We start from the raw sequence: 12,700 nt of genomic DNA, 5'->3' as shown, positions 1-12,700 counted from the left end.
CCAAAAAATCAATACCCCGCGTCGCGGTCCACCACATTTTCCAGCGCTTCGCCGCGCTCGAAGGCGTCCATCTGGCGCAGCATGAGTGGCGCCAGGTGGACCGGATCGGAAGTTGCCGCCGCATGCGGCGTCACGAACACTTTCGGATGGCTCCATAGCGGGCTGGTCTTCGGCAGCGGCTCGACCTCGAACACGTCGAGGCTGGCTTCCTTCAGCGTGCCGTCGTCCAGCGCGCGCAAAATGTCGGCGTCCTTCTGCAGCCTGCCGCGGCCGGCATTGATCAGCACCGAGCCGCCGAGGCCGTTGCGCTTGCGCAGCTCCTTCAGCACGCCGTGGTTGATGATGCCGTGCGTCTGCGGCGTCAGCGGCAGAAGCACCACCAGGATGTCGGTAGCGTTGAGGAACGGGATCAGGCCGGCCTCGCCCGCATAAGTCGAGACACCTTGCATCGGCCGATCGCTGCGCGACCAGCCATTGACCGGAAAGCCGAGCGACAACAGCACCGACGCCGCCGCGCGGCCGAGCGTGCCGAGCCCCATAATGCCGACCGAGATGTCGCTGGCCGGCCGCTGCTGCGGTTCGTGCCAGATCTTCTTCTGCTGCTGGGCGCGGTAGAGCATGCCCTGGCGATGGTGGTCGAGCACCCGCCAGACGACGTATTCGGTCATGTACTGGGTCAGGTTGTCGGCCACCACCTTGACGACCGGAACGTCGGGCAAGGTGGGATCGGCGAAGATGTGGTCGACGCCGGCGCCGATCGAGAAGATGGCGCGCAGATTGGGCAGCGACGACAACAGGTTCGGCCGCTGTTTCCACACCACCGCATAGGTGATCGACGGATCGGCGGCGCCATTCGGCTCGAGCACCACTTCGCGCTCCGCCGACAGCAGTTCGCGCCAGCGCAGCGGATGAATACCGGTGAGGGCAAGCAGGATGCGGCCTTTTTCCATTGCGGATTGTTTTTCCTTTTTACCAACAGCCTTCGCGTCCCGACGTGCAAGGGCGCGGCAGCGTTTTGATTTTGTGCATGATCTCTGGCGAAAATCTACTCGCTAACGATGCCGACCGGCGCCGTTTCGATCTTGAAGGCGGCCGAGATCAACGCCTTTGTATAGTCGGTCCGCGGGTTGCCAAAAATCTGTTCGGAAGGTCCGGCTTCGACGATCCTGCCATTGCGCATGACGATGACTTCATTGGCGAGCGCGCGGATGACCCTCAGATCGTGGCTGATGAAGAGATAGGCGAGGTCGTGCTTGGCCTGCAGGCTGCGCAAGAGGTCGACGACCTGCGCCTGCACGCTCATGTCGAGCGCCGAGGTCGGCTCGTCCAGCATGACGAAGCGCGGGTTGAGCACCATGGCGCGCGCGATGGCGACGCGCTGGCGCTGGCCGCCGGAGAATTCGTGCGGATAGCGGTTGCGCGTCGCCGGATCGAGGCCGACTTCCTGCAACACGTCGACGACACGCTCGTCGCGCGCATCGGGCGACAGTTTCGGCTCGTGGATCTTCAACCCTTCCTCGACGATCTCGGCGACCGACATGCGCGGGCTGAGCGAGCCGAACGGATCCTGGAAGACGATCTGCAGCTCGCGCCGCAGCGGCCGCATTTCGTTGAAGGACAGCTGATCGATGCCGCGTCCGTTGAACTGGATATCCCCGGTCGACGAGATCATCCTGGCCAGCGCCAGGCCGAGCGTCGTCTTGCCGGAGCCGGATTCGCCGACGACGCCGAGCGTCTGGCCGGCCCGGACGGTGACGTCGATGCCGTCGACCGCCTTCACATTGTCGACGGTGCGCCGGAAGAAACCCTTCTTGATCGGAAACCAGACCTTGACGTCCTTGCCGACCATCACTGGCTTGGCGGCTTGGTTGGCCGCCGGCGGCTTGCCCTTCGGCTCGGCGGCAAGCAGATGCCGCGTATAGGGGTGCTGCGGATTGGCGAATATCGCTTTGGTCGGCCCTGTCTCGACGATCTTGCCCTTGGTCATCACGCAGACCCGGTCGGCGATCTTCCTGACGATGCCGAGATCGTGGGTGATGAACAGCATCGACATGTTCTTGCGGCTTTTCAGGCCGGCGAGCAATTCGAGGATCTGCGCCTGGACGGTGACGTCGAGCGCCGTCGTCGGCTCGTCGGCGATCAAAAGTTCAGGCTCGTTGGCCAGCGCCATAGCGATCATGACGCGCTGGCGCTGGCCGCCGGAAAGCTGGTGCGGATAGGCGTCGAGCCGTTTCTCCGGTTCGCGGATGCCGACCTCGTGCAGAAGTTCCAGCGTGCGCGCCTTGGCGGTGCGATCCCCCAGGCCCTGGTGCAATTTCAGCACCTCGACGATCTGCTGCTCGATCGTGTGCAGCGGGTTGAGCGAAGTCATCGGCTCCTGGAAGATCATGGTGATCTTGTTGCCGCGCACGCGGCGCAAGTCTCTCTCGTCCGTGGCCAGCAGGTCGGCGCCGAGGAACAGGATCTTTCCCGACGGGTGGCTGGCGGTCGGATAGGGCAGCAGCTTCAGCACCGACAGCGCGGTGACCGACTTGCCCGAGCCGGACTCGCCGACCAGCGCCACCGTCTCGCCCTTGGCGAGATCGAAGGAAATATGGTCGACGGCGATCGACTGGTTGCCGCCTTGCGTGAAGGCGACGCTGAGATCCTGGACCGAGAGCAGTGGGGTATCGCTCATCTGAACGTCTTGCGCGGATCGAAAGCGTCGCGGGTGCCCTCGCCAACGAAGACCAGCAGCGACAGCATCAGCGAGATGACGACGAAGCCGGAAATGCCGAGCCAGGGGGCATTGAGGTTGCGCTGTGCCTGCTTCAGCAGCTCGCCGAGCGAGGCGGAGCCGGGCGGCAGGCCGAAGCCGAGATAGTCGAGCGAGGTCAGCGTCGAAATCGAGCCGCTAAGCAGGAAGGGCAAGAAGGTCAGAGTCGCCACCATGGCATTGGGCAGCAGATGCCGGAACATGATGGTGATATTGGACACGCCGAGCGCGCGCGCCGCATTGACATATTCGAAATTGCGGGCGCGCAGGAACTCGGCCCTTACCACGCCGACCAGTGCCACCCAGGAAAACAGCAGCATCAATCCGAGCAGGATGAAGAAGCCGGGCGGCAGGATGGCGGCGACGATCAAGAGCAGATACAGCACCGGGATCGCCGACCAGATCTCGATGAAGCGCTGGAACAGAAGGTCGGTCCAGCCGCCGAAATAGCCCTGCAGAGCGCCGGCCGCCACGCCGATCAGCGCCGAGCCGGCAGTCAGGACCAGGCCGAACAGCACCGAGATCCTGAAGCCGTAGATGACGCGCGCCAGCACGTCGCGGGCCTGGTCATCGGTGCCCAGCCAGTTCCAGTTGCCGACGTTGCAGTTGGGGTCTGCCTCGCCTTTCGGATACTGGTTGCAGCGCGTCTTCTTGTCGTAGAGCCAGGATGGCTTGGTCGGTGCTGCTTCGGGAATAGCGTTGTTGACGGTCTGATAGGAGTAGCGCACCGGCGGCCAGATCATCCAGCCATTGGCGTTGATCTCGTACTGGATGACCGGGTCGCGATAGTCGGTGACCGCATAGAAGCCGCCGAACTTCTCCTCGGGATAGGCAACCAGGACCGGAAACAGGATCTCGCCCTTGTAGGAGGCGATGATTGGCCTGTCGTTGGCGATCAATTCGGAAACCAGCGACAGCACGAACAGGAACAGGAATATCCACAACGACCAGTAGCCGCGCCGGTTGGACTTGAAGTTCTGCAGGCGGCGCTGGTTGAGCGGCGACAGAAAGGGCCGCGCGATCCGTGCCGGCGCCGTTTCGGCTATGGCCTGCGCCATCAGACGTCTCTCCGCTCGAAATCGATGCGCGGATCGACCCAGGTATAGATCAGATCGGACAGCAGTCCGACGAACAGGCCAAGCAGCGAGAAGATGTAGAGATTGGCGAAGACGACCGGATAGTCGCGCTGCACCACCGAGTTGAAGCCGAGCAGGCCGAGGCCGTCGAGCGAAAATATGTTCTCGATCAGCAGCGACCCGGTGAAGAACGCCGAGATGAAGGCGCCGGGAAAACCGGCGATGACGATCAGCATTGCGTTGCGGAAGACGTGGCCGTAGAGCACCTGCCGCTCCGACAGGCCCTTGGCGCGGGCGGTGACCACATATTGTTTGCGGATTTCCTCGAGGAAGGAATTCTTGGTCAAAAGCGTCGTCGTGGCAAAGGCCGACAATACCAGCGCGGTCAGCGGCAAGGTCATATGCCAGAAATAGTCGACGATCCTGGCCGGCCACGACAGCTGGTCCCAATTGTCGGAGGTGAGGCCGCGCAGCGGAAACCAGTCCCAGAACGAGCCGCCGGCAAACAGCACCATCAGCAATATGCCGAACAGGAAGCCCGGAATGGCGTAGCCGACGATGACGACGCCGCTGGTCCAGACGTCGAAGGTGGAGCCGTCCTTGACCGCCTTGCGGATGCCGAGCGGGATCGAGATCAGGTAGGACAAAAGCGTGATCCACAGCCCGATCGAGATCGACACCGGCATCTTTTCCAGGATCAGGTCGAGCACCGAGATGTCGCGGAAGTAGCTGTCGCCGAAATCGAAGCGGAGATAGTTCCACAGCATCATGCCGAAGCGCTCGAGCGGCGGCTTGTCGAAGCCGAACTGCTTCTCCAGCTTCTTGATGAATTCCGGGTCGAGCCCTTGCGCGCCGCGGTATTTCGAGCCGACGTCGCCGGCCACATCGAAATTGGCGCCGCCGGCATCTCCCCCGCCGCCACCGAGGCGATCGCTGCCGCCCTGGTTGGTCAGCCTGGCAATGACCTGCTCGACCGGCCCGCCAGGCGCGAACTGGATGACGGCGAAGGACGCCGCCATGATGCCGAACAGCGTCGGGATCATCAGCAGGATGCGGCGCAGTATATAGGCGCCCATCAGGCTCTCTGCCTCGCTTGTGCGAAAATCTCAGGCTTTGCCAATCTTTGCCGCCTTGTCTTTGTCGAACCACCACAACGTCTCGACCGGGAAGTCGTAATCCGGCTTTTGAGCGGGAATGCCGAACATGTCCCAGAACGCCGCTCGGTGATTCGCCAGGTCATATGTTGGAATCCAGTCTAGCCGTGCGCGCAAGGCCCGATCGAGCGCCTTGAGCGCGGTGACGAGCTCGATCCGGCTCTGTGCCTTGCCGGCTGCCTCGATCAGCGCGTCGATGGCTTTGCTTTCCGTACCCGGATAGTTGCGCATCCCCGGCGTCTTCGCCATCCGCGAATCGTAGAGTATCTCGAGGCCGTCGGCGGTGGGCGTCGCCCCGATCGACCATCGGAGAAGGTTGAAATCGAAATCGTAGTTGCTTTGCCGCGCTTCGAATTGCGTCGAATCGACCTGCCGGATCGAAGCATCGATGCCGATCGCCTTCATATTCTCGGACCACGGGGCGAAGATGCGAACGAGGCCCTCGTCCTCGGCCAGCATTTCCACCTGCAGTCGCTCGCCTTTGTCGTTGACGACGAATTTGCCCGCTCGCTTCCAGCCGGCTTCGGCAAGCAATCTCGACGCCTCGCGCAGCAGCTTGCGGTCATGGCCAGAACCGTCGGAGACAGGTTGTATCACCGGTTCGCCGAAGGTCTCCGGCGGCAACTCGGCTCGAAACGGCTCCAGCAGTTTCAATTCCTGGGGCGTCGGCAGGCCCTCGGCCTTGTAATCCGATCGTTCGAAGTTCGATTGCGAGCGATCGTAGGAGCCGAAAAACAGCACCCGTTTGGTCCATTCGAAGTCGAAGCAGTAGGCGATTGCGCGTCTCACGCGTATGTCGCGGAATTGCGGCCGGCGCTGGTTCAGCGCGACAGCCTGCATGGATGGCGATTTCTCGCCGGGAAATTCGCGTTTGATGACCCTGCCGTCCTTCAGCGCAGGAAAGTCGTAACCGGTCGCCCATACCCGCGCGGTACCTTCCTCGCGAAAATGCGTGTCGCCTTTCTTGAACGCTTCAAACGCTGCCTGGCGATCAAGGTAGAAATCGATACGGATGCGGTCGAAATTATTAATGCCGCGGTTTACGGCCAGATCGCGGCCCCAATAGTCGGCGACGCGTTCATATTCGACAGTCTGCCCGGCCACCACCCGTCCCACCCTGTATGGTCCGGAGCTAAGCGGTGGGGTTAACGTCGAGGCGTCGAAATCATTGGCCGTGTAGAAGGCTTTGGACACTATCGGCATTACGGCGATGGCGAGGATATTCTGCGCGGACTGTTTGCCGTTGAAGGTAAGGCTGACCGTAAGCGGATCAATTGCAACCGCATCCGTCATATGCCGCAGCGCTTGGGAAAGGTTCGGATGCCCCCGGTCCTTGTAGAGATTCAAGGCGAAGGCAATGTCTTCGGCGGTCAGCGGCGAGCCGTCGTGGAAGCGCGCTTGTGGCCGCAGGCTGAAGCGGTAGCCGTTGCGGTCCTGCGACAAGGTAACGGATTCGGCAAGCAGGCCGTAGACCGCATCCGGCTCATCGACTGCCCTTGCCATCAGCGTATCGAAGCAGAGCTCGGTGCGCGGCGGCGAATCCCCCTTCAACACCAGCGAGTTCAACGTGTTGAAAGTCAGGAAGCTCTGATTGAGGGTGGAGTTCGGCGGGGCGAAATTCATCCGGCCGCCCTTGGGCGCGTCCGGATTGACATAGTCGAAATGCGCGAAATCCGGTCCGTATTTGAGATCGCCGAAGGCCGACAGGCCGTGCAGTTTCACGCCGGTTGGGATCGCGGCGAAAGCCCGCCCGGGCAGCAGCGCTGCGGCCGCGGCTGCACCGCCAAGGGCGAGGAAGTCGCGACGGGGCAGCGCCGCCATCAATTGCCACTCTTGTATTTTGCCGCCAGCGCTTTTTCCTTGACCGGATCGATCCACCAGGAATTCTGGTCGACGCCGCTATAGGCGGGCTGCTTTTCCGGCATACCGAACTTGTTCCAGTAGGCGAGCCAGACCACGGCGCGGTAATATTGCGGCACGACGTAGAAATTCCACAACAGCACCCGGTCGAGCGCGTGGGTGGCGGCAACCAGATCGTCGCGGTCGGTGGCAAAGATGACGCGATCGACCAACGCATCGACGACGGGGTCCTTAATGCCGGCGTAATTGCGCGATCCCGGCGTATCGGCCGCCTTGGAGCTCCAGAAATCGCGCTGTTCATTGCCGGGAGAGTCGGACTGGCCGAGTATCGAAGTGACCACGTCAAAGTCGAAATGGGTGACGCGGTTGATATACTGGGTCTGGTCGATCAGGCGCAGCGTCGCGTCGACGCCGATCTTGCGCAGATTGGCTAGGTAGGGGCTTGCGATGACCTGATCGGTGTCGTTCCAGCCGAGGATTTCGAATTTGAACGGTTCACCGGTCTTGGCGTTGACCATCTTGCCGCCCTTGATCACCCAGCCCGCCTTGGCGAACAGATCGACCGCGGTCTTGAGGTATTTGCGTTCCGCCTGCGGCGTGTCGTAGACCGGCAGCTTGAATTCCTGGGTGAAGACTTCGGGCGGCAGCTTGTCGCGGTACTGCTCGAGGATTTCCAGTTCCTTGCCTTGCGGCAGGCCGCTCGACGCCAGTTCCGTGCCTTGGAAATAGCTGCTGGTGCGGGTGTTGGAACCGAAGAAGAGGGTCCGGTTCATCGTCTCGAAGTCGAAGGGGTACATCAAGGCGGCGCGCACCAGGCGATCCCTAAACAGCGGGCGCCTGGTGTTGAGCATGAAGGCCTGCATCGGTTCGGGCGACGCGGTCTTGAATTCCTTCTTGATGACGTCGCCGGCCTGGACTGCCGGGAAATTATAGGCCGTGTTCCAGCGTCTCGAACTGTTCTCCGGCTTGATGTCGTCCAAGCCGCCCTTGGTGAAGGCCTGCCAGGCGGCATTGTCGTCGAGAAAATAGGTGAAACGCTGGCTGCCGGAATTCTCGCGGCCGATCTTCACCGGCAGCTTGGCCGCCCAGTAGTCGGGCACGCGCTGCCAGACGATTTCCGAGCCCGGCTTGAAGCTGGCGATCTTGTAGGCGGCCGAGCCGAGTGGCGGCTCCAACGTCGATTTGGTGACGTCGCGCTTCTTGCCATTGGCGTCGGTACCTTCCCACCAGTGCTTGGGCAATACGACGAGATCGCCGAGAATCTTGGGCAGTTCGCGGTTGCCCTTCTGGTTGAAATGGAACTCGACCTCGCGGTCGGAGATGGCGACCGCGTCGGTGACGTTTTCGAAATAGCGGCTATATTGCGGGCTGTTGGCCTTCAGCACCTGGAACGACCAGATCACGTCGTCGGTGGTGATCGGCTGGCCGTCATGCCATTTCGCCCGCGGGTCGAGCCGGTAGGTCGCCGAGGAATAGTCGGCCGGATATTTGTAGGCGTCGGCGATCAGCGGATGGCTGGTGCTGCCCTCGTCGGTCGCCTGCTCCATCAGCGTGTCGTAGATCAGGCCGCCGCCGAACTGCGCGAAGCCGGCAGCCGGCGACCCCTGCACGATGTAGGGATTGAAGCTGTCGAACGTACCAAGCACCACGGAATTCAGCGTGCCGCCCTTGGGTGCATCCGGATTGACGTAATCGTAGTGCTGGAAATTATCGCCATATTTGGATTCGCCGATCAGCGACGAGGTCGTGCGCCATTCGTCCGCTAAGGCCGCCTGCAGGCCGCCGGCAAAGGCAGCCAGCATCAGCACCGATTTCAGAAGCGTCCGCGCTCGGCCAACCGTCATGCGTTCTCCTCTTCGCGATATAGCGCCGTCACCATAAGCGTCTGGGCCCAATCTAGATCATTTGGCGCCACTGAAAACCGCAACCGAGCGGCTTTGTCGTCGCATATGCATTTTTCCTAACGAAAAAGCCGGGCTGAACCCGGCTTTTTCAAGGATTATGTCATTACAGTTTTGTTATTTTGCGGGTGCGGCCGGAGCGGCTGGCGCCGCGCCTTCTGCCGGCTTGGCAGGGGCTGCACCTTCGGCCGGCTTGGCGGGCGCGTTTTCGGCCGAGGCGCCGGGCGCCGGCAGCGGCTTCGGATTGTCCGACAGCGTACGCAGATAGGCGATGACGTTGGCGCGGTCCTCATCTTTCGGCAGGCCGGCGAAACCCATCGCGGTGCCCTTCACGAACTTCTTCGGCGAGGTGATGAAGTGGTTGAGGTTGTCGTAGGTCCACTTCTCGGCGCCGCCCTTGGAAAACTCCTTCATGCCGGCCGAATAGGCAAAGCCCTCATGCTCGGCGACCGGACGGTCGATAATGTCCCAGAGATCGGGGCCGACCTTGTTGGGGCCGCCCTTTTCACCGGAGTGGCAAGCCTGGCATTTCTTGAAGATGGCGGCGCCCGCTTCGGCGTTGGCGGTGGCCAGCAGTTCGGCAATCGGCTTGGCCTCCGCGGCGGGAGCGGCCGGGCCGCCTTCGGCGGGCTCGGTCGCCTCGATGGCAAAGCCGGGCTTTTCCGGCGCCGGCGAGGCAAACAGCGCGTCGGACACGATGCCAACGGAAAAGACAATGAACACCGTGCCGAGGAAAGCGGCGAGCAGCTTGTTGACTTCGTTGGAATCCATACGCCCCAGGCTCCCTTTTCCGGCGGACCGATCCGTCCACTCCGTCCGTCGGTATCGTGAACCACCCTGCGAGGCGGTCAAATCGCGCGGAAACTAGGTCTTTTGCTCCGGCGTTGCAACACCTATAAGGGCGCTGCCAGTGAGACCTTTTGCCACTTTTGTCCTCCTCTTTTTCGAGCCCCTGCCCGCCTCATGTCCACCCTCATCCTGATCCCGGCCCGCATGGCCTCGACCCGCCTGCCGGGCAAGCCGCTGGCCAACATCGCCGGCACTCCGATGATCGTCCACGTCGCCCGCCGTGCTGCCGAGGCCGGCCTCGGCCGGGTCGTCGTCGCCACCGATACGCAAAGCGTCGCGGAGGCGGTGCGCGCGCATGATTTCGAGGCGGTGATGACGCGGGCGGACCACGAAACCGGCTCCGACCGCATCTTCGAAGCGCTGACCATTCTCGACCCTGGCAACAGCGTCGAGACCATCGTCAATGTGCAGGGCGATCTGCCGACCATCGAGCCCCTTGTTATCGGCGCCGCGCTTAAGCCTTTCGAGAACGCAGCGGTCGACATCGCCACGCTCTGCGTCGAGATCGTCCGCGACGAGGAAAAGACCAATCCGAACGTCGTCAAGCTGGTCGGCTCGCCACTCTCGGCGACGCGGCTCAGGGCGCTCTATTTCACCCGCGCCACCGCCCCCTGGGGCGAAGGCCCGCTCTACCATCATATCGGCCTCTATGCCTATCGCCGCGCCGCACTCGAACGCTTCGTTGCGTTGAGGCCGTCGCCGCTGGAGCGCCGCGAGCGGCTGGAGCAGTTGCGGGCGCTCGAGGCCGGCATGCGCATTGATGCGGAGATCGTGCAGTCGGTGCCGCTTGGCGTCGATACGCCGGACGATCTCGAACGCGCCAGGGCACTCCTTTCCAACTAAGAAATTCTTCCCCCAATTCCCGAGACTCTGCGCATGCCTGAAAAGACCAACAAAATATCCTTCCAGGGCGAGCCGGGCGCCAATTCCGACACCGCCTGCCGCAACATGTTCCCATCGATGGAGCCGTTGCCGTGCCCGACCTTCGAGGACGCCTTCAACGCGGTCGAGACCGGCAAGGCCGATCTGGCGATGATCCCGATCGAGAACACCATTGCTGGCCGCGTCGCCGACATCCATCACCTCTTGCCGGAATCGAAGCTGCACATCATCGGCGAATATTTCCTGCCGATCCACTTCCAGCTGATGGTGCTGCCCGGCGTCAGGCGCGACGAGATCAGGACCGTGCACAGCCACATCCACGCGCTCGGCCAATGCCGCAAATACATCCGCAAGAACGGCTGGAAGGCGACGGTTGCCGGCGACACGGCGGGCGCCGCCAAGATGGTCGCCGCGATGAAGGACCGCACCATGGCCGCGCTGGCGCCGGCGCTGGCCTCGACCCTCTACGGGCTCGACATCATCGAAGAGAATGTCGAGGACACCGACAGCAACGTCACCCGCTTCGTCGTGCTGACAAAGAACAAGCAATGGGCCGAACGCCCCTCGGCCGACGCCAAGATGATGACGACCTTCATCTTCCGCGTCCGCAACGTGCCGGCGGCGCTCTACAAGGCGATGGGCGGCTTCGCCACCAACGGCATCAACATGACCAAGCTGGAAAGCTACCAGCTCGGCGCGTTTACGGCGACGCTGTTCTACGCCGACATAGAGGGCCATCCCGACGATCCGCTGGTGAAGCTGGCACTCGACGAGTTGCGGTTTTTCTCGCGCGAAATGCGCATCCTCGGCGTCTATCCCGCCAGCGCCTCACGCGAGCAATGGAAGGTGGCGGATTAGGATCCGGTCAGGTCAGGCCGAGCTTGTTCTGCCTGGCCGGCTTGCCGCATTCGCGGCGGCTGATCGACCGGTTCATGGCGTCGATCTTGCCGCTTGCCTGGTCGGCGTCACGTTTGGCTTTTGAGCGCATGTCCGGCGTGAACGGGCCGAAGCCCGTCGCCGGGTTGGAGAAGGACGGCTTGGCGTCCACCGGCAAATGATATTGCTGCGCCAGGCCGTTTCGTTGCGCCAGCAATTGGTCGCAAGGCACCTTGTCATATAGCAGCGAGGACTGGACGTTTTCGTCCTGCCGTTCGGACATCGAATTGCCGACGCAGCCGGCCATCGCCAGGCAAGATGCCAAGACCATCATGTTCCAGCGCATGAACGTGCTCCTTGTCTTTCGCAGCTGCCGCCTCTCATGCACAGCGGCAGAAATCTTAGCCAGATTTTACGCTGCCGGAAAGCAAGCTTGCCACCACGGCCAACCCTTCGACCGGTTCGCGGCGATCCTGCCGGATAATCGTTGCCTGCAGGGACAGGACCGAAAAGCCGTTGGCGTCCAGAACCCGCTCTACATAGCTTTGCGAATGCGCATAGCGGCGCGACGGCTGCAAGGCGAAATCGCCGCTGCCAGATAGGTCGCCGCCGGAGAGCGTCTCGACGGAGAACGCAAACAGACCGCCGCCGGCAAGCATTCCGGCAATCTTGGTCACCACCTTGTCGAGTGCGCCGAGATAGATGAACACATCTGCCGCCGTCACCAGATCGGCTTTCGGGCCTGAATAGCAAAAATCCTGCAGGTCCGTCTTGACGAGCAGATCGTAGACGCCTTTGGCGCGCGCCTGCCTCAGCATGCCGGCCGAGATGTCGTAACCCTCCAGCCGATCGGCGATCGGCCGCAGTCTCTGGCCCATGAGGCCGGTGCCGCAGCCGAGATCGAGCACCAGCGAAAACCGGCCCGGCCGTGCTGCCCGGATGGCTCGGTCGAGACATTCGGGCAGACGATAGCCTAGCCTGTCGACCAGCTCACCCTCGAAGCTTCCGGCATAGTGGTCGTACAGCGTCTCGACAAAGGCGCTGGGCGGCGCCTGGGCGGCCGCTGCCTTGCCGATCAATTGCAGCTTGAGCACCGCGCCGAGCCTGTCCGCCGGGTCCAGCCGCAGTGCCGTCGTCCAGGCCTGCGCGGCGAGATCGGGCGCGCCCGCCGCCTCCTGCATCTCACCGAGGCGGAACCAGCCGGCCGGCCATTGCGGCGCCAGTTCGAGCGCGCCGAGCAGCAATTCCGACGCTGCCGCATGATCGCCGGACGCATGGAGCATTTCGGCATAGTCGGCGCGGCGATTGGCGGTCGGATCGCCGGACGAAGTCTGGAGCGGTTTCATG

Annotated in this window: 11 protein-coding genes; 2 read left to right on the top strand and 9 right to left on the bottom strand. The window is 62.6% G+C overall.

The features are described from left to right. Positions 1-8: 8 nt before the first annotated feature. The 7 genes from NKH91_RS21335 to NKH91_RS21305 all read right to left on the bottom strand — a co-directional run bounded on the left by NKH91_RS21335 (position 9) and on the right by NKH91_RS21305 (position 9,517). Complete coding sequence (locus tag NKH91_RS21335) at positions 9-950, bottom strand: 2-hydroxyacid dehydrogenase (RefSeq protein ID WP_352885010.1); 942 nt, start codon at positions 948-950, stop codon at positions 9-11. A 95-nt stretch (positions 951-1,045) separates the two neighbouring features. Beyond that, positions 1,046-2,677, bottom strand: a complete 1,632-nt coding sequence (locus NKH91_RS21330; protein WP_352885011.1) for an ABC transporter ATP-binding protein — start codon at positions 2,675-2,677, stop codon at positions 1,046-1,048. After that, positions 2,674-3,813, bottom strand: coding sequence for an ABC transporter permease (locus NKH91_RS21325; RefSeq protein WP_352885012.1), 1,140 nt, complete (start codon positions 3,811-3,813; stop codon positions 2,674-2,676). The genes NKH91_RS21330 and NKH91_RS21325 overlap by 4 nt, the downstream gene beginning before the upstream one ends. Further along, positions 3,813-4,907: a microcin C ABC transporter permease YejB gene (locus tag NKH91_RS21320; RefSeq protein WP_352885013.1), complete on the bottom strand. Its 1,095-nt coding sequence runs from the start codon at positions 4,905-4,907 to the stop codon at positions 3,813-3,815. Before NKH91_RS21320 ends, NKH91_RS21325 begins: the two co-directional genes overlap by 1 nt. Positions 4,908-4,937: 30 nt before the next feature. After that, positions 4,938-6,806: an extracellular solute-binding protein gene (locus NKH91_RS21315; protein ID WP_352885015.1), complete on the bottom strand. Its 1,869-nt coding sequence runs from the start codon at positions 6,804-6,806 to the stop codon at positions 4,938-4,940. Continuing rightward, positions 6,806-8,689, bottom strand: a complete 1,884-nt coding sequence (locus NKH91_RS21310) for an extracellular solute-binding protein (RefSeq protein ID WP_352847009.1) — start codon at positions 8,687-8,689, stop codon at positions 6,806-6,808. The genes NKH91_RS21315 and NKH91_RS21310 overlap by 1 nt, the downstream gene beginning before the upstream one ends. A gap of 174 nt (positions 8,690-8,863) precedes the next feature. Next, a complete protein-coding gene (locus tag NKH91_RS21305; RefSeq protein ID WP_352847012.1) occupies positions 8,864-9,517 on the bottom strand; it encodes a c-type cytochrome in 654 nt (217 codons plus the stop codon). A gap of 192 nt (positions 9,518-9,709) precedes the next feature. Between NKH91_RS21305 and NKH91_RS21300 the strand changes: the two genes are divergently transcribed. Together NKH91_RS21300 and NKH91_RS21295 are read left to right on the top strand one after the other, a co-directional pair. Then, positions 9,710-10,438 (top strand): 3-deoxy-manno-octulosonate cytidylyltransferase, encoded by a 729-nt coding sequence (locus tag NKH91_RS21300; RefSeq protein WP_023717846.1) that lies wholly within the window; start codon positions 9,710-9,712, stop codon positions 10,436-10,438. 33 nt (positions 10,439-10,471) lie between these two features. Then, positions 10,472-11,335, top strand: a complete 864-nt coding sequence (locus NKH91_RS21295; RefSeq protein ID WP_352548789.1) for a prephenate dehydratase — start codon at positions 10,472-10,474, stop codon at positions 11,333-11,335. Between the two features lie 7 nt (positions 11,336-11,342). On the opposite strand, the gene NKH91_RS21290 is transcribed toward NKH91_RS21295, so the two are convergent. Both NKH91_RS21290 and NKH91_RS21285 read right to left on the bottom strand, forming a co-directional pair. Next, complete coding sequence (locus NKH91_RS21290; protein WP_352548791.1) at positions 11,343-11,699, bottom strand: hypothetical protein; 357 nt, start codon at positions 11,697-11,699, stop codon at positions 11,343-11,345. Positions 11,700-11,754: 55 nt separating this feature from the next. Continuing rightward, positions 11,755-12,699: a methyltransferase domain-containing protein gene (locus NKH91_RS21285; RefSeq protein ID WP_352847015.1), complete on the bottom strand. Its 945-nt coding sequence runs from the start codon at positions 12,697-12,699 to the stop codon at positions 11,755-11,757. Position 12,700: the final 1 nt, after the last annotated feature.

The sequence above is a fragment of the Mesorhizobium sp. M0894 genome (assembly GCF_040319725.1).
GTDB lineage: Bacteria > Pseudomonadota > Alphaproteobacteria > Rhizobiales > Rhizobiaceae > Mesorhizobium.
The sequence above is the reverse complement of the archived record's forward strand: the minus strand, read 5'-3'. Positions and strand labels throughout refer to the sequence as shown.